Here is a 16,790-nt window from a genome sequence, read left to right as displayed (position 1 = left end):
AGGCGGAAGATGTTATCCAGGATCTTGGCGTTGTTCGGCTCCTGCTCGAACTTCACCAGCTGATTGTCCACGGTGTCCAGGCTCTCGCTGGTCTCCGTCAAAAACTCCCGCAACAGATCATCCATGAAAACAGGCCTTCATACAGGAAGGGCGCGCACGAGGCGTGATGCGCCATTTCGGAATAGGGCCAGCTTCACCGCAAAGCGTTTAATATTGGTTGAGTATGTGCAAAAGAACGGGACCAACAAAGAGATAAGGCGCTCCGGACAAGCCGAAGCGCCCCGTAAAGATTCGATTAAGAAGCCGAGCGCGACGCGTACGTTTACGACGCGGTAACGATGATGGCTTCGCCTTCCGCTTTAAGCGTCACCGTGAGCCCGCAGGCCTGCGCGAGCAGGCGCGTATAGTAAGGCTGGATCGCATGCGCATCCGCGGCAGGGCCGCGCTCGCCGCTCAGGAGCTCGGAGATGTTCTGCGGCAGACGCGCATTGTGTCCGGTCGCGGTAATGCGAAAGCTCATCGTCTCGCCCTCGCCAATCGGGTCGATCGTCAGCATGCCGCCGCGCGGGATCGTATGCTGGGCGACGACCAGCATGTTGAGCAGCAGCTTGACGCGATTCTTCGGCAGCAGGAGCCGCGGCAAATTCCAGGTGATCGAGCACTTGCCATCCTCGATATGGCCGCGCGCCATGGTCTGGGCATCGCCGAGATCGATCTGCGCGCCGGAAGAGCCGGCGGCGCCGAAGGCAAGGCGGCAGAACTGGAGCCGGGCCGAGGCGGTCTTGGCGCTCTTGCGAATCAGCTCGAGCGCGAACTCGCGGTCTTCGGGCTTGGGATCGTCGTCGAGCACTTCGAGCCCGTTGACGATGGCACCGACGGGGCTGATGAGATCGTGGCAGACCCGCGAGCACAGGAGCGCTGCGAGTTCGAGCATATCGGGAGCGGTAACGGGCGCGGGCGACGAGGCGTCAGACATATAAAGGGGTCCTGGAGGGTTCCTGGAATTGCACGGCGCCGGACGCCGCGAATCACGCATGCTTGACGGATGCTGCGGGTTTTAACATTCGCAAGCCCGCGGCAGCTAGCTTGCGATCGGTTCGAGCAGGCCATAAAGCGAATCAGTGGACGAGGAGCGGAATTGCCGATGAATGAGGCATGCAGGTGATGCGGATCATCGACGGGGCGGCCGCATTCGGCCTGATGGAGCCGCTGACGGGGCTGGTGGTCAAGGCCGGCGAGGCGATCCTCGGCATCAACCGCGCCGCCATGCGGATCGAAGGCAAGCAGGACGGCTCGCCGGTGACCGAGGCCGACCTTGCCGCCGATCGCATCATCGCAGACGGCCTCGCGCAGCTCGCGGGCGACGTTCCGACGCTGTCGGAAGAGCGGGCCCAGCACGCCTCGCCGCCGTTTCCGGGCAGCTTCTTCCTGATCGATCCGCTCGACGGTACCAAGGAGTTCGTCGCCGGCCGCGACGAGTTCACCGTCAACCTCGCCCTCGTGACATCGGGTATTCCGCTGCTCGGCATCGTCAGCGCGCCCGCGCTCGGCCTGCTGTGGCGCGGAATTGTAGGCCGCGGCGCCGAGCGGGTGAGGTTCAACGGCGCGACCATCGGGGCGGCCGAGCCGATCCACACCCGCAAGCTGCCCGCGCGAGGGGAGCCCTGGATCGCGGCGGTGAGCCGCTCGCATGGCGATCCCAGGAGCGAGGCGTTCATCGCCGAGAGGCCCAATGCCGTCCGAAGAACGATCGGCTCAGCCGTGAAATTCGGCCGGATCGCGGAAGGCAGCGCCGACATCTATCCCCGCTTCGGGCCGACCTCGGAATGGGATGTCGGGGCCGGCTGCGCGGTCGTGACCGCGGCCGGCGGCAGGGTGACGGACGGCAAGGGCGGCGAACTCCGCTTCGGCCAACGCAGCGACACTGGCTTCATCGTCCCGGAATTCATCGCCTGGGGCGATCTGCAGGCGGTAGGTTGCTACTGACTGAGCTGTTCCTGAAGCGCCGGCCAGCGCTTGCCTACCTCATAGAGGAAGCGCTCGGGATCGGCGGCGAAAGCGTCGCGATTGGCTTCCCGGCTGAACAGATAGAGCCGCTGCGCCACGATCGCGAAGAAACGGGGATTGCCGGCGACGGTGACGCCGCGGGCGATGTCGGCCGGGTCATAGCCGCCGAATTGCGGTCCGTAGATCTCGGGATGGGCTAGGAAGGAGGCGCGGTTGCCCTCGTTGCGGAAGCGCCAGACGGCGCCCCAGAGATTCGCCTCGAACTCCGCCGTCCCCCGCACGGCCGTGCCTGTGACGAAATAAGCGACGGGGTCGAAGCCCTCGATCGCGACGCCGGTGAAGCGATTGGCGACGATCCGCTCGGTGGTGGCGGTCCATGCCGGCCGCCCCGGGCAGATGATCCAAAGGCCCGCCAACAGGCAGACGCGAAGGCCGATCAAGGCAATTCCGGGGCGCAAAGGGCTATCTTCCTGCCGTTGTGCCGTCATAGTTGCTACGGATAACATCCGAGTCGAGGGGACATCCGGCGCAACCTAGAGCCGCGCCTGTTGGCGTCAGGTTAAGGAAGCGACCGGATTCGGTACTAGGGGTTCTTCATGACTTTCGCATCACGCCTTGCTGCGCTGGCGCTTGCCGCGATGATCGGCTGGATCGTGCCGGCCTCCGCCCAGCAGGCGCCGCCGCCCGACCTGCCGCCGCCGCAGCGGTCCCCGACGCCCAATACCTATGGGCCGGACGAGCTCGTCACGGCCGGCCACCGCTTCTTCGGCAACGTCTCGCGCGGGCTCGCCTCGATCATCGAGAAGGCGGTCAGCCAATGGGGGCTGCCCAACGGCTACATCCTGGGTGAGGAAGGCTCCGGCGCTTTCGTCGCCGGCCTGCGTTACGGTGAAGGCACGCTCTACACCAAGAATGCCGGCGACCTCAGAGTCTACTGGCAGGGCCCCTCGCTCGGCTTCGATTGGGGCGGCGACGGCGCGCGCACCATGACGCTGGTCTACAATCTGCCCGCCACCAACGCGATCTATCAGCGCTTCGGCGGCATCGACGGCTCGGCCTATATCATCGGCGGCTTCGGCATGACGGCGCTCACCGCCAACAACATCGTGCTGGTGCCGATCCGCTCGGGACTCGGCCTGCGGCTGGGAGCCAATATCGGCTACCTCAAATATACCCCGCGCGCGACCTGGAACCCTTTCTAGGATTCGCTCCCAGTCCCCCTGCGGATCAAGGTTAACGACAGGCCGGGGCTGGCTTTTTGCCGGCCCCGCATGCATTGTCGTTGGTAAATTTTTCCTTAGCTCTGGGAGTTCTCATGGTCGAACCGATCATGTACCTGGCGATCGGTTTCCTGCTCTCGATGCTGTGCGGGCTCGCGATCGTGCCGCTGGTGCATAACCGCGCGGTGCGCCTGACCACGCGGCGGCTAGAGGCCGCCACCCCGCTGTCGATGGCCGAGATCCAGGCCGACAAGGACCAGCTCCGCGCCGAATTCGCCATGTCGGCGCGGCGGCTCGAGATGAGCGTCGAGCAGCTCAAGAACAAGACCACGAGCCAGCTCGCCGAGCTCGGCAAGAAGAGCGACGCCATCAACCGCATGAAGATCGAGCTTGGCGAGAAGAACGCCACGATCTTCGCGCTGGAGGCGCGCGAGAGGGCGGTGAAGGAGCAGCTGCGCGCCACAGAGGAGGAATTCAACGCCAAGACCGACGCCTTGCGCGAGGCCGAGATCGCGCTGGCCGACAAGCAGGCCGAGCTCGCCAAGATCAATGCCGAGCTGTCCGACCGCTCGATGATGGCCGAGACCCGCCAGGTCGAGCTCATCGCGGTACGTGCGCAGATCGAGGAATTGAAGAACCGCGTCGGCGATGCCGAGAAGGAATTTGCCGCAACGCAGGCGCGCCTCGCGCAGGAGCGGACCGAATCCGAGACCGCCTCGCGCGAGCTCGCCGAGGCGCGCGGCCGCGTCGAGAATCTGAGCCAGCGCGTCACCGAGCTCGATCGCCAGCTCATCGTGCAGGTCAAGGAAGCCGAGATGCTGTCCGGCCGCGTCGCCGACCTCGAGGCACGCCTCGCCACGCAAGGTAAGCTGCTCGCCGAGCGCGACTATGAGAACAACCAGCTGCGCCAGACCAATGAGAGCAATGAGCGCACCATCAAGGAGCTGCGCGTCGAGATCGCCGCCTTGAGCGGCGGCAAATCGTCGGCTGCAGTGGAATCGCTGCGCGCGGAAAAGGCCGCGCTGGAGGAGCAGCTGCGCACCGCACGCGACGAGCGCGCCAAGCTTCAGCGCGACGTCAACGCGATCCAGCAGCAGGCGGAGAGCTCCTGGGCCACCGAGCGCATGGAGAACGCGCTTCTGCGCGAGCGGATCAACGACATCGCGGCGGAAGTCGCAAAACTCGCGATGCAGCTCGAAGGCCCGAACTCGCCGATCGAGGCCCTGCTCGCGGCCGAGGCGGGCCAGCCGGCGAAGCCGGCACCGCGCCCGGCCAACGACGCAAAGACGGGCGGCGCTCCCGCCGCCCGCCTTCCCGAAGGCGGCGGTACGCTCGCCGAGCGCATCCGTGCGCTCCAGGCCCACGCCTCCCGTGCCCGCCAGCAGGGCGCGTAACCAACCCAGAATCCGGCTTCCCCTGCGAATCGGGCGGTCGAGGCAAGGTTTCCGCCCCCGCTGCGCCTGAAAACTTGACACCTTCGGCCCGCACTTCTAAATCGCGGGCTCCGATGCACCGGCCGACAGTTGCGGCCGCCTGCATGATGGTCCCGGGCGCATAGCTCAGCGGGAGAGCGTTCCCTTCACACGGGAGAGGTCCAAGGTTCGATCCCTTGTGCGCCCACCATCCATCTTCCTGCCCCTGCAGTATCGAACTATCCCGGACCGTTGACGGGCTCAGTTGGCACTTGCCGAGAGCCGCTCCGACAAAAATCGAAAAACAACCCCATGCACAGTAGACGGCCCTAGCCGGATCAATGAATTGCGCCTTTTCCGAATCTGAATTTGACTTATCGGGCAAAACAGGGGCAGGATGCGATCATCCGATGAGACGCACGCCGCCTGACGAGCAGACTGCGCCCGCGGTCTCAGGTCGCATCGCCGGATTGTCGGAGTACAGGGCTGGCCTGAGCAGGATGCCGCTGTCAGCCAATGACCATGCAACACTTCAAATCAGCAAGTCATGAGGCGCAGGTGCAATGGCATGATGCGGATCATTATTGCCGTGGTTGGCCGCGTGTTCGTCGAACGCACTGGGGATCGTCTTGACGACGATATCGATATCCGCATCGTGAGCGGGCGGAACGTGCGGATTATCGAGCTCTTTTGGCTCAACTGTCGCGACGAGAGTGGAAGGAGTTGCCACGGTATGGAAGCGGAACACCAGTTCTTGATCCGCGCCGCCATTCTCAGGCGCAGCTTTGGCCGGCTGTACGGTCTCTGATGCGATTGCAGCAGATGGCGCAACCTGCTGCGAGTTTCCGTGTCCGGTGTCAACGCCGACTTTGACGCTCGCTTCGACAATTTCGGCACCTTCCGCTGCGATTGCAGAGGTTGAGGGTAAATCGTGCCGCGAATTGCCGTGTTCCACGACGGCCGGTTCTGCCGTCTTCACTGCCGCTGACGTGCTCGCAGCGTCCGGAGCCGGAGCGCGATGCTCAGTGCCATTGCCGACACCATGTCCGGGTATGAAGTCAGATTCAGCCAGCTCCGTGGTTGCCGCCTTTGCAGACCCTGTCTCCGAAGCGTGCTGCGAGCCGGCCGTTGCGTCGCCCGGTTCGACGACCTCGTCTGCTCCCGGCGCTTTTGCAGAGCTTGAGTGGCCCGGATTGCCGTGCGCCACGCCGCCTGGTTCTGCCGACTTCGTAGCGCCTGGCGAACCGTCCGAAGCCGGGGAATGAAGCTCATTGTCGTGGCCGCCGCCGTTGCCCGGTATGGACTTCGCTTCAGCCATCTCCGCGGCCGCCGCCTTTGCAGACCCTTTCTCCGAAGCGTGCTGCGAGTTACCGTGGTCCGCGCTGCCGGCCGTTGCGACGCCCGGTTCGACGATCTCGTTCTGCCTGGTCAACCAACCGCTGGTGTTCGCATTGATCGGCTCACTGTTCGACTTGAGATTTTCAACTGCCGGAACCATCGCGCTATGACCGAGCTCGAATGATGATCCGTGGGCCGATACACCAGACGCACCGGCGTTCTCTTCCGTTGCATCCGCCGAATCGCTCGTGAAGGTCCTGAACCTCACGGACGCCCCCAAGTCGGTCCGAATCTGCCTGAATTGGAAGCTCAAGCCGTCGTCGGCCAGAACGCTCCAAACTCCCGCCGTCTCACATGTGCTGTCGCTCGTCTCGACAATGGCATGGGTGTCATCCGTACTCAGAGCGGTCTCATGGATTGCGGCCACCGACATCAGCAGTTCTTCGAGCTTATCCAAGGTGGCCGCGACAACCACGCCTTCCTGCTGGTAAACGGAATCCGACTCCGCAATGGATACGATCCCCTGCAGATGAATTTCCAGCAGGCGGCGATCTCCGATATCGAGGATACGATCGGTCGGATTCACATAGACGATCGTTTCATTGCTGGCGGCGTTGTAGACCCAGGCAAGGGTATGTGGCGGTATGGACTTGCTTGCTGCTGCCATATGCAGCCAAGCAAGCCCTCCGAAAGCCGCTAGATTGATCCTGCTCGGCCCGGATGCGAAATCGAAGACAGAGTCGGAGGCGGTAAACTCGGAATCGATCGGGACGCGGTAAACAGCGTTTTCAACGTTGCCACCCATCAGCTGATCGCGGCTATATCCGCCCATACCGGCATCGTGGCCAAAATCCAATAAGCCAGGAGGTTTTTGGAGGTTGTCATTCGCGGCGCCTGGGGCCATTTCGCCGCGCGCGTCTTCTCGAGCGACGCCCTCGTTTCCAGTGGCCACGACGGCGGAAGGCAGGCTGAAATCGTGCGAAGGCAAACCCGGGGCTGAGTTGTCTCCACCATTGGCGTGCTCACGGGTGACCGCGGCCACTCTCGTGGTCGCATGCTCTCCGGTGAGGGCCAGGAAGCTGTCGATCGACGCTTGACCCCGGTCATGCGATTGCACGGAGAGATGGGGGTCGTGCAGTGCGTAGATCAACGCACCGGCGAGAGTGGCGAAGGTGCCATACTCTCCCTGCATCAACATCGGATGGGAGGTAAGCCTCGGGAATTGGTGTTCCTGAGCCGGGTCACCTTCAATCCGGGTGTCGCTGGGTCCTCGCGATAGAGGCGCGCTCGATCCAATAGGACTGTTGTCTTTCCACGATTTCGTGCCGACAGATTGCTCGGCCGTGCGCTGCGCTTCCATTGCCGCCGGATTCGGGACGTGGCTCACCTTGGCAACGGAGCCTCTTTGGGTGAGCGGAGGCGGCTCGGCGAATTCCCAGACGATGAGGTGCCGGAGAATGGCTTTTTTCCACGGCTCATAGTCGGCGTGCTCTCCCACGTGGCCGATGCCGTCGTCATCCGGAAGCATGTCGTTCGCTTCCGACGCCTTAAGTTCGTCCGCAATGGCGATCGCCAGAAAGGCCAGCGCGAGCGTGCCGGAGCCGGAGGGCCCTCGCAGCAACGCGAGGGTAGCGAGCACAGTCCTGTTGGTGATCTCGAGCTTCTGGAAGATATTGTGGAGGTGTACCTTGACCGTCCCCGGGGAAACGTCTAGCTGGCGCGCGATCTCCTTGTTCGACATTCCCTCTGACACCAGTCGTGCGATCTGATGCTCCCGGGGCGTCAATAGCTCCAGCATCTTTTCGATTTTGCCGCCGCCGTCAGCTTCCTTGCCGGTTGGACAGAGATCGGACTGCTCCGAGCCTACACTGCGTTTCGTCATCAGTCGCAGTGATCGCAGCATGGTGTCGGGGGAGGCATATTTCGAGATTGCGCTGCACGCGCCAGCAGCAATCGCTGCGGTTAGATGGTGGTCGGATTCGGACTCGGTAAAGAACACCAAGCGCGTGGAAAGATCCTCGGCTTTCGCAATCGCGAGGAACTCGGATACCGTCAGATCCGGCAGCGTCTCGGCAAGTAGCGCGACGTCGGGCGTCAAATTCCGGATTGCTTCGAGGCAGCTTGTCCCATCGCTGCATGCTGCGACAACGTCGAAGTCCTGCTGCGCCCCGAGTACCGATTTCAGTCCGTGGAGAACGATCGGCTGTCGATCTACGATCACGAGCCGGATGCGCGCGGATGTCCCCTGCTTTGCAGACACATCTAACATGGACTCTGCCTCGGCCCGGCCGCCTATGCGCTTCGGCATATGGCTGACGCCCGGTGAGATACTAAAATACAACTAACCGTGCGAAGAAAGTGACTTAGCGCGGTCAACCCGACCTGGAATCGCAAGTTTTTGACGGCTTTTAGGTGAGAAGAATGTCATTTGACCCGATGGCCGTTGCGATTGACTGGCTCGACGCCTACCGCGCGGGCGATATCGAAGCGATCCTGGAAATGTATGCCGAAGATGCCGTGGTTCACTGCAGCTGCGGCGGCGTCAAAACCATTACGAGCCGCGAGGCACTTCGCGCCTATTGGGTCGACCGCCTCCAAGACTATCCGGCAGGCCAGTTGGACGATCTCAATCCTTCGCACGAGGGAGCCATTATCTCCTACATTACCAGTACCGGTGTCATGAGTGCGCTTTTCACGTTTGATGCCGCCGGGAGGATCAAGGAACTGAACTGCAGCCCTTGCACTAAGGGCGCGATGCCGCGGCAAGCCGGCAACCTGCCTCGTATGATCCCGGGGCTCAGTCATCCGGCTTTTCGCGCGTGATGACGCCCGTCCTAGGATCGGCATGGAATTCCGTTTTTGCCCGTTCTTGATGCCTTTGCCCTCCCACCGGCCGTCGTCGACTTCAAGCTTGGTGACCTGCGAATAGCCGGACTCCATAACTTTGGCCTTCACCTGCTCCATCGGTATCCAGTCAGGCCCGGGTTGATCTGCTCTCGCAGCCGAACCCATGGCGAGGGAACCGAGAACCAGAATTGTGGCAAGCTTCATCACGAGCCTGCTTCGATATGGAGCCTCAACGGGCACGCCGAACTGAAGTTCCTCGGTCAAGCGCACGACATTGCGTCGATGCATTGCAAACCAAGTGATCGTGGCAATGGGCGATCCGGCAATTTGCGAAATGCTTCGAGCTTGCGAATGCGCATCATCGCCGATTTCGTCTGGAACACCCGCTTGCGCAGGGATCGGAGCCAAGAGGTCTAATCGGGCATCGAGCAACGACGGTCCATTCTCGCGTCTTGCCCGTCGTTCGAGCCTCACTTTCCGGCAATCGACAAATTCTCGCTTAAATGGCCCGCTCCGCCCGCCAGGCCGCGTAAAGACCGACGAGAGTCCCGATAGAAACCAGCCCTGCCGCCAGCAGCAGCTGCAATTGTCCATCATCGGTCGGGCCTACGGACGACACGAGGCGGGTCACGATGACGAACAGCACTCCGACGGAGGTTGCTGCACCCAGGCAAAGATGGGCGAGCTCTCGCGTCAGGTTTCCGCCGAGAAGTCCGAGTGCCGTGAAATACATCGAGCAGGCGTTGGGATGAACGAACAGGGCGACGCGCGCGTAGGGACCGTAGGCATGAAGAAGGGACTCACATCGACGCAGCGCCGCTTTCGAGGCAACCCGCTGCAAGAGCGGCCTGAAAAAGCGAGCCTGTCCGTAACTCAGAACGGCACCGACGATGATGGCCAGCCACGCCACGGTGAAAACGGAGACATCCGCGGACTTCGGATTGAGCGCCACGGACATCAGGATGAGGGCGGTCCCCGGAAAATAGCCGAAATACGGAAAGACCGACTCCAGGAGCACGCAGACGAACATGAAGACCAGAAACCATGACGAGCCGGTCGCACCCCGGACGATGGCGTTCAAGTCGAAGAGGTTCGTCCTGTACAGGACGAGGTACATGCACATGGCTAGTGCAGCCAGCGCGTAAAATGGTACCGCTCCCGCCAGAAAACGTCTCATCCAACCAACGCGCTTTGTTTGACGGACACAGCGGCGACCATCGGTATCGACAGAAGACAACCGAAATGTCTCGCAAGCCGGATTCCGGCACGGCTGCCGGGGCTCTGCCTTCTTCGTGCTTCAGGTACCATGGTCTCCGTTCCGGACAGCTCTGGCGCGATGGACATCAAGGTGGATCGACTTCGCGCCTCAGCTCCCTGTTGGCGCATGATATTTCCGGAGAACCGTTTTGCATTTTGCGCGACCGCGGTCCTTGTCCGGCTCATGCTTTAGGCGAATGAGATTGCTCCTGTCGAGCACCCTTTGCTCATGCAATCCCCGCCTCACCCGAGCGCGCCTACGCAATCGACAGAATCTCGATCTCCTGGCTGCCCGAACCGACGACGTCTCCGACCGCCTTTCCCATCAGAGACCTCGCCACCGGCGAGACGAACGAGATCGAGCCGGCTTTTGGATCGGCTTCATCCTCGCCGACGATGCGGTAGGTCTGCACGCGGCCATCGTTGCGGCTGAACGTTACCGTGCTGCCGAAGGCCACGACGTCGGTCGCGGTCGGATCAGGCATGACCTGTGCCGTCCGCAGCCTTTCGGTGAGATAGCGGACGTCGCGCAAGGGCACGGCCGACTGCCGGCGCTTCTCGTTGACGTCATCGATGCGTTGCGCGGCTTCGTAGGCCTCGCGCGCTTCGGCAAGCTGCGCCTGCAACGCCTTGTAGCCTGCTTCGGTCACGAGGTTCGCATGCGGCGAGATCGGGCGATCCGGCAACAGCGTCTCGGACGCGGTTTCGGCACTCTCTTCCTTGGTAAAGGCGACGCTCAAGTGAAGATCCTGTCGGGCTTTTCGGAAGACGACGCCGCGCGCCGCCGATTGCACTGAACTATATATCAAGTTCGACGAAACGGCGCAGCTTGAAGACAAGGTCCGGCATGGCCTGGCGGAACCGCGTTGCATTCTGGAACGTGGTCGAGAACGGCGCGAAGGTGAGCATGGCGTTCCAGTTCCGGTAGCCGTAGACCGTAACCGAGACGCCAGAACTCGGGAAATTCTCCAGCTTGCGCAGCTCGCCGAGCACGAGATCGGCGATCGCCTCGGCCGGCAGCAGGCGCTTGCCGTCCCGCGTGGTTGCGATTTGCGCGGGCGGCTCGACCGGCTTCGTGGCAGCCGGCGTGTCATCGGCCGCGCTCTCGGCGTTGGCCGCTACAGGAGCGGAGCTGGACGTCTCGACCGGCTCCGATCCGTCCGCCGGCACAGTCGGCGGAACATCGGCGATCGGCAGCGGCGCAAGACTGTCTGCACGCCTGTTGCCTCCCAGGATGCCGCTGATCATCGCCACAAGACCAGCGTCCTTCACCTCGTCATTCATCGCTCCCCCCGGGGCCTCAGCCTACTCTAGCACTGCTCCCGCAGACCGCCACCGGCGACGTGGGCCGGAAGCCGCCCGGCCAAAACCGCATCACCAAGACGGTATTATCAAGGCCGTATTTCAATTGCGCCTCGGGATGACGCCGGCGGCATGACGGTCGATCGCGTCACGCCGCTGTGCGATCCGCTACCGCTTGTCGAACGGAATATACTGCTGGTACTGCTTCGGCACCGAGCTGCGGTAGCGCGCCGGCACGGTGCCGGTGTCGATCGAATGATCGATCTCCTGCCGCCGGGTCATCTTCTTCTTCGCAGGCTTCTTCGACGCGCTCTTCTTGGCGTCGGTCGGCTGGCTCGAGCTGTCGGCGGTGGCGCCTGGCGCTGTCGTCGTCGCGGCCGGCGCAGCATTTGTCGCGGGAGGCGTAGCGGTTCCGCCGACGGCCGGGGCAGTCTGCGCCAGCGCAAGCGGCGTCTGCATCACGAGCAGCAGCGCGGCCGTCGCAGCCAGCAAATATGAATTCTGCATCAGAACCTCCAAAATGCCTGATCCAAATAAGGGCAAGCCTAGCCCCGCGGGATCGAGGCGTGCAAGTTCGTCGAATAGCTCGGAACCCGCGCGCGAACTGTGGTGGAGATCACATTGCCCGGCACCGGCTGCGTCAGGATGTATCTCACCTCGAACGCATCCGGCGTCGCGGACACCAATATAGGCATGACCGTGTATCAGACAGTCCAGCGGGAACGCCAAGGCACGGCCGTTCCTTCCCCATGCTTGAAAGGAAAATTGAAATGCGTCGCACCATCCTCACGCTTGCATCGTTCGCGACCTTGATCGCCGCGTCATTGTCGACGGCACCGGCCCAGGCCGCAAACGACAGATATTGCCTGCAAGGCCGCCACTGGGGTTACCCCGGCAACTGCCAGTTCGCCAGCTACCAGCAATGTGCCGCCACGGCCTCCGGCACGTCGGCCTATTGCGGCATCAACCCGCGCTACGCCTACTCGCAGCCGTATCATTACTGAAGGGCGGCGGCTGAAGACATGGCGGCGTGCGTGATAGCGCACGCCGCGCGGTGGGCTGCGATCAACCTCTCGACCGTCGCGCGCGCAGCGACATCGGCGCCGGGCTCTCGCGTGTGGTGCCAAGTTATCACAACCGTCCTAAATCCGCTGCGCGGGCGAGGTGGCGGATTGCTCCCGTCGCAGCAAATCACCACAATCCGCCGCAAGGTTTCACTCCGATTCGCAGGATATCCGGACAAGCAGGCTGAGCACGTCGTGCACAAGGCAGCATTCATCGCATCCGGCCTCTTCATGCTCGTCACTCCGGCAATCGCCGCCGATCTGCCGATCAAGGCTGTCAGGGCTCCCGAGCCGCTCAATCTCTGGCAGGTCGAGGTCGGTGCGCGGTACTGGTACAGTATCGGCCGCACCGCCTACGACTTGCACACCAGCGGCTCGCGATCTTCACCGGTCATCTCACGGCTCGACTATCACAACATGAGCACGCATTCGGGGGAGGTTTTCTTCCGGGTCGACAGCCCCATGAAGTTCTTCGTGAAGGGCTACGGGGGATTTGGAGGCATCACCGACGGCACCATGAACGACGAGGATTTTCCTCCGTTCTTCAACGGGCCGTACACAAAGACGGAGAGCCAGACCCGCGGTTTTCTGGGCTACGCCAATCTCGATATCGGCTACTCCTTTTACGAGTCCCACCCGGTCAATGCGGAGCCGCGCCTTCGTCTGGGTGCCTTTGTCGGCTACCATTACCGCGGCGAACTGGCCGATGCATGGGGTTGCCGACAGACCGTGTCTGGCGGTCAGATCTGCGAAGGTGCCGGCGTCCTCGCCGGCAACGTCAGGGTCATCACCGAGCGAGACATCCTGCACACCGTACGCGCCGGCGCCGTTGCCGATCTCTGGTTTACGCCGGCGCTCAAGCTGACCGTCGATGCCGCCTACACCTATTCCGACGTGAGAGCTTTCGACACGCACTACTTCACCTTCGGCACCGAGCCCTCGCGTGGCTACGGCCATGGCTTCCAGCTCGAGACGGTCATGTCCTACGCTGTCACGCCCAACGCGAATGTCGGAATCGGCGCCCGATTCTGGCACACCGGAATCAACGACTTCACCGAGCCTGCGAGCGGAGCAGCGGGGCAGGCGCAGACTTATCAGGTCGACCGATACGGCACCTTCGTCCAGAGCAGCTTCAAGTTCTGAGCGAGGAGATTCGGGCCCGAACCCAACAGGGACCTCGCGGCTGCGTTCCGCTCGCCGGCGCCCTCACGAGGTCCCGGCAAGGCCGGCGTCATTCAGCCGCTTGGCGAACCACACCGCCATTGCCCGGTCGGGCTCGCCGCCGAAATAGACGTCCGACAACATGACTCCGGTTCTATCCAGCACCAGCAGCACGCCGATCGTGTAGGCGAACCAGACATTCGGATCGGTGAGCGCCCGCAGCTTGTGCTCGTCATGCTCCAGCGGCGTATGATTGCTGGCCTTGCGGATCTCGACCGCGAGCAGGTTGTTCGGGATCTCGCGCTGATGCACGACGACATCGGGGTAGATCGACTTGCCGAGATGATCGTCGGTCGAGATGATGGTGCCGTGCGGCAGGTGCAGCGTGCGCTCGCCGAGCCGGTCGTAGTTGCAATCGACCGACCAGCCCGAAAACTGCTTTTCCAGATGCACGGCGAAGCGGTGCGTGACCGCCCGCTCGCCGATGTCCTTCTCGAACAGGAAACCCTCGTGGGCGTAGAAGTCCTGGAGCGCCGCGATCACCTTGTTCAGCTCGGCCTGCATCATGCCTCCCGACCAACTCGCGTGCACGCCACATTCTCGGTGTCGGGACCCATACCGCGAGGTCTATCGAGTACGCGCGGTGCGCGTACCGGACCCCGAGTCTTCGCCAAACCTCTCCCTGGGGTTATGGGTCCCGGCGAACGCCGGGACGACATGGAGAGAGAGCCTGGCCAACCAACGCTCCTACATCTGGACTTCGATCAGTCGCGGCCCGGGCTCGGCGACCGCCTCGGCCAGCGCCTTGTTGAACTCGTCGGCATTGGTGACGGCGCGGCCCGGCACGCCCATGCCCTTAGCGAGCGCGACGAAATCGAGCGTCGGACGGTCGAGCCTGAGCATGTCGTTGGCGCGCTGGCCGGGCTCGCCCGCGCCGACATTGTCGAACTCGCCGCGCAGGATCTGGTAGATGCGGTTGGCGAACACGATGGTGACGATGTCGAGGTTCTCGCGCGCCTGCGTCCACAGCGACTGGATGGTGTACATCGCGCTGCCGTCGCCGACCATGGTGATCACCTTGCGATCCGGGCAGGCGATCGCAGCACCGATCGACAGCGGCGTGGAGAAGCCGATCGAGCCGCCCATGTTCTGGAGCCAGTCGTGCGGGGCGGCCGCCGCCGTCGGCGGGAAGAAGCCGCGGCCGGTGGTCAGGGATTCGTCGACCATGATCGCGTTCTCGGGGATCGCACAGGCGATCGCCTGCGCGATCGAGGCGAAGGTGAGCGCGCCGGTCGGCTGGACCAGTTCGGCCAGAGCCTGCGGCTTGACGTCCCTGGCACTGGCCTTCACCGCGCCGGCGAGCCCCTCCAGCGCCGCGACCGAGTTCTCGCCCCAGGAGGTCATGCGATGGACCTCGCAGCCCTGCGGCTTGAGCATGCTCGGCTTGTTCGGATAGGCGAAGAAGGCCACGGGATCGTCGGATTCGACCAGCACGATGTGACGGAACTTCGCCAGCATGGGCAGGGCCTGATCGATCACATAGTGGATGCGGTCGATCGAGAAACGGCCGCGGCCGCGTGCCATCTTCGGACGGAAGGTCGGGCCCATCACCGTGCAGCCGGTCTTGCCGGCAATGCGCTCGGCAAGCGCGAGGCCCTGCTCGCTCAGCGCGCTGCCGGTCATCAGGAGCAGCGTGCCCTCGCCGTCGCCGTGCAGTATCCTGGCGGCCTGCTCGACCGCCTGCGGCGAATAGCTCGCGCGCTGCTGCTCGGCCGGAACCTCGGCGATGCCGTCGGCTTCGTTCCAGGCGGTGTCGGCGGGCAGGATCAGGGTCGCGATCTGGGGCGGTGCGCTCTTGGCGGCCGCAATGGCAGCGGCACCGTCAGCGGCGACCGATTGGGCATCCGGCGAGGTGCGGACCCAGGACGACATCGGCCGGGCCAGGCCCTCGATGTCGGAGGTCAGCGGCGCGTTGTAGCCGATGTGGTAGACCGCGTGCTGGCCGACGATGTTGACGATGCCGGAATTCGCCTTCTTGGCATTGTGCAGATTGGCAAGACCGTTGGCGAGGCCGGGGCCGAGATGCAGCAGGGTCGAAGCCGGCGTGCCCTTCATGCGGAAATAGCCGTCGGCGGCGCCCGTCACCACGCCTTCGAACAGGCCGAGCACGCAGCGCATGCCCGGCACGCGGTCGAGCGCTGCGACAAAATGCATTTCGGAAGTGCCGGGGTTGGTGAAGCAGACGTCCACCCCACCCTTGACCATCGTCCGCACCAGGCTTTCCGCACCGTTCATTCCAAAGCTCCCGTAGCCGGCCATATCCAGATATCCGTCCGATCAATCATTGTTCGCGCGTCCCGTCAAAGCAATAGCCGCCATCGCCGCCCTGCCCCGCGCGACGATGCGCCGGTTTGGCTAATGGATCTCGGCAAATTGTGGTTGCCGATTTGGTAACGTCGATCGTCGAGCATGGCATCCCTCACGAGCCCGTGGCTTGCGGAATGCCTGCAAATATGGCCTGTGGCATTCATTGAATCGATTGCTTTCCGGGGGAGACAATGATCCGGTTTTTTGCCGCGCCGATTGCCGCCATCGCACTGCTGTCGGCCACGGCGGCTAGCGCGTTCGCCGAAGAGTTCGACACGCGCGACATCATGGGTGGCGGCCCGAACTTCTTCCGTTCCGGCGCAAATCCCGTTCCCCGCACCACCGTCATGTACAACGGCAACTACGCCCCCGGCACGGTCGTGGTGAACACCAGCGAGCGCCGGCTCTACCTGGTTCTCCCCAACGGCCAGGCCCTGCGCTACGGCATCGGCGTCGGCCGCGACGGCTTCCGCTGGGGCGGGGTGCACAAGATCACCGCCAAGAGGGAATGGCCGGACTGGACGCCGCCGTCGCAGATGCTGGCCCGGCGGCCCGACCTGCCGCGCCACATGAAGGGCGGCGTCGACAATCCGCTCGGCGCCCGCGCGATGTATCTGGGCTCGACGCTGTACCGCATCCACGGCTCCAACGAGCCGGAGACGATCGGACAGGCCGTGTCCTCCGGCTGCTTCCGCATGACCAATGACGATGTCACCGACCTCTACAGCCGTGTCGCCGTCGGCACCACCGTGGTGGTGCTGAACAACTAGCCGAACAGCCGCAGCGGGAACCGGCAAGGCGCGTAGATTTGTGGA

At 63.3% G+C, this 16,790-nt stretch carries 17 protein-coding genes, 1 tRNA gene and 1 pseudogene; 8 read left to right on the top strand and 11 right to left on the bottom strand.

Annotation, left to right across the window (positions count from 1 at the left end):
- Positions 1–322: 322 nt before the first annotated feature.
- On the bottom strand, positions 323–976 hold the full coding sequence (chpT, locus tag EHH60_RS16960; protein ID WP_199751519.1) for a histidine phosphotransferase ChpT: 654 nt from the start codon (positions 974–976) through the stop codon (positions 323–325).
- Between the two features lie 179 nt (positions 977–1,155).
- Here chpT and EHH60_RS16955 point away from each other — a divergent pair, with 179 nt between their 5' ends.
- Positions 1,156–1,986, top strand: a complete 831-nt coding sequence (locus EHH60_RS16955) for a 3'(2'),5'-bisphosphate nucleotidase CysQ family protein (protein WP_124160585.1) — start codon at positions 1,156–1,158, stop codon at positions 1,984–1,986.
- Here EHH60_RS16955 and EHH60_RS16950 read toward each other — a convergent pair.
- Positions 1,980–2,465 (bottom strand): YHS domain-containing (seleno)protein, encoded by a 486-nt coding sequence (locus EHH60_RS16950; RefSeq protein ID WP_124160584.1) that lies wholly within the window; start codon positions 2,463–2,465, stop codon positions 1,980–1,982. The genes EHH60_RS16955 and EHH60_RS16950 overlap by 7 nt on opposite strands.
- A gap of 138 nt (positions 2,466–2,603) precedes the next feature.
- On the opposite strand from EHH60_RS16950, the gene EHH60_RS16945 reads away from it, so the two are divergent.
- The 3 genes from EHH60_RS16945 (at position 2,604) to EHH60_RS16935 (ending at position 4,850) form a co-directional block, all read left to right on the top strand.
- Complete coding sequence (locus tag EHH60_RS16945; RefSeq protein WP_124160583.1) at positions 2,604–3,209, top strand: DUF1134 domain-containing protein; 606 nt, start codon at positions 2,604–2,606, stop codon at positions 3,207–3,209.
- A 113-nt stretch (positions 3,210–3,322) separates the two neighbouring features.
- Positions 3,323–4,621, top strand: a complete 1,299-nt coding sequence (locus EHH60_RS16940) for a coiled-coil domain-containing protein (RefSeq protein ID WP_124160582.1) — start codon at positions 3,323–3,325, stop codon at positions 4,619–4,621.
- Positions 4,622–4,775: 154 nt separating this feature from the next.
- Positions 4,776–4,850: transfer RNA gene (locus tag EHH60_RS16935), tRNA-Val, on the top strand.
- A 321-nt stretch (positions 4,851–5,171) separates the two neighbouring features.
- Here the strand turns inward: EHH60_RS16935 and EHH60_RS16930 are convergent.
- Positions 5,172–8,285, bottom strand: a complete 3,114-nt coding sequence (locus tag EHH60_RS16930; RefSeq protein ID WP_245454509.1) for a response regulator transcription factor — start codon at positions 8,283–8,285, stop codon at positions 5,172–5,174.
- Positions 8,286–8,398: 113 nt separating this feature from the next.
- Here EHH60_RS16930 and EHH60_RS16925 point away from each other — a divergent pair, with 113 nt between their 5' ends.
- Positions 8,399–8,800 (top strand): nuclear transport factor 2 family protein, encoded by a 402-nt coding sequence (locus tag EHH60_RS16925; protein WP_124160581.1) that lies wholly within the window; start codon positions 8,399–8,401, stop codon positions 8,798–8,800.
- 96 nt (positions 8,801–8,896) lie between these two features.
- On the opposite strand, the pseudogene EHH60_RS38685 reads toward EHH60_RS16925, so the two are convergent.
- The 6 genes and pseudogenes from EHH60_RS38685 to EHH60_RS37115 form a co-directional block, all read right to left on the bottom strand.
- A pseudogene (locus EHH60_RS38685) lies at positions 8,897–8,989 on the bottom strand (PepSY domain-containing protein); the annotation flags it as partial.
- A 334-nt stretch (positions 8,990–9,323) separates the two neighbouring features.
- The gene (locus EHH60_RS16915; RefSeq protein WP_124160580.1) at positions 9,324–10,001 is read right to left on the bottom strand and encodes a hypothetical protein; all 678 of its coding nucleotides are present in this window, start codon (positions 9,999–10,001) and stop codon (positions 9,324–9,326) included.
- A gap of 337 nt (positions 10,002–10,338) precedes the next feature.
- Positions 10,339–10,821 carry a transcription elongation factor GreA gene (gene greA, locus EHH60_RS16910; RefSeq protein ID WP_124160579.1) on the bottom strand — a complete coding sequence of 161 codons (483 nt, stop codon included), beginning with the start codon at positions 10,819–10,821 and terminating at the stop codon, positions 10,339–10,341.
- 58 nt (positions 10,822–10,879) lie between these two features.
- On the bottom strand, positions 10,880–11,365 hold the full coding sequence (locus EHH60_RS16905) for a hypothetical protein (RefSeq protein WP_124160578.1): 486 nt from the start codon (positions 11,363–11,365) through the stop codon (positions 10,880–10,882).
- 186 nt (positions 11,366–11,551) lie between these two features.
- Positions 11,552–11,890, bottom strand: a complete 339-nt coding sequence (locus EHH60_RS16900; protein ID WP_124160577.1) for a hypothetical protein — start codon at positions 11,888–11,890, stop codon at positions 11,552–11,554.
- Between the two features lie 38 nt (positions 11,891–11,928).
- Positions 11,929–12,078, bottom strand: coding sequence for a hypothetical protein (locus EHH60_RS37115; protein ID WP_158626738.1), 150 nt, complete (start codon positions 12,076–12,078; stop codon positions 11,929–11,931).
- A 75-nt stretch (positions 12,079–12,153) separates the two neighbouring features.
- Between EHH60_RS37115 and EHH60_RS16895 the strand changes: the two genes are divergently transcribed.
- The gene (locus EHH60_RS16895; protein ID WP_124160576.1) at positions 12,154–12,387 is read left to right on the top strand and encodes a DUF3551 domain-containing protein; all 234 of its coding nucleotides are present in this window, start codon (positions 12,154–12,156) and stop codon (positions 12,385–12,387) included.
- Positions 12,388–12,642: 255 nt separating this feature from the next.
- Complete coding sequence (locus EHH60_RS16890; RefSeq protein WP_124160575.1) at positions 12,643–13,590, top strand: hypothetical protein; 948 nt, start codon at positions 12,643–12,645, stop codon at positions 13,588–13,590.
- Positions 13,591–13,653: 63 nt separating this feature from the next.
- On the opposite strand, the gene EHH60_RS16885 is transcribed toward EHH60_RS16890, so the two are convergent.
- Positions 13,654–14,172, bottom strand: coding sequence for a hypothetical protein (locus EHH60_RS16885; protein WP_124160574.1), 519 nt, complete (start codon positions 14,170–14,172; stop codon positions 13,654–13,656).
- A gap of 183 nt (positions 14,173–14,355) precedes the next feature.
- Entirely contained in the window at positions 14,356–15,903 is a 1,548-nt protein-coding gene (locus tag EHH60_RS16880) for an acetolactate synthase large subunit (RefSeq protein ID WP_124160573.1), read from the bottom strand.
- Positions 15,904–16,166: 263 nt separating this feature from the next.
- On the opposite strand from EHH60_RS16880, the gene EHH60_RS16875 reads away from it, so the two are divergent.
- The gene (locus EHH60_RS16875) at positions 16,167–16,745 is read left to right on the top strand and encodes a L,D-transpeptidase (protein ID WP_124160572.1); all 579 of its coding nucleotides are present in this window, start codon (positions 16,167–16,169) and stop codon (positions 16,743–16,745) included.
- The last annotated feature ends 45 nt before the right edge of the window (positions 16,746–16,790 follow it).

It is taken from the genome of Bradyrhizobium sp. RP6, from assembly GCF_003837805.1.
Lineage (GTDB): Bacteria > Pseudomonadota > Alphaproteobacteria > Rhizobiales > Xanthobacteraceae > Bradyrhizobium.
This window is presented reverse-complemented; position numbering and strand designations above follow the sequence as displayed.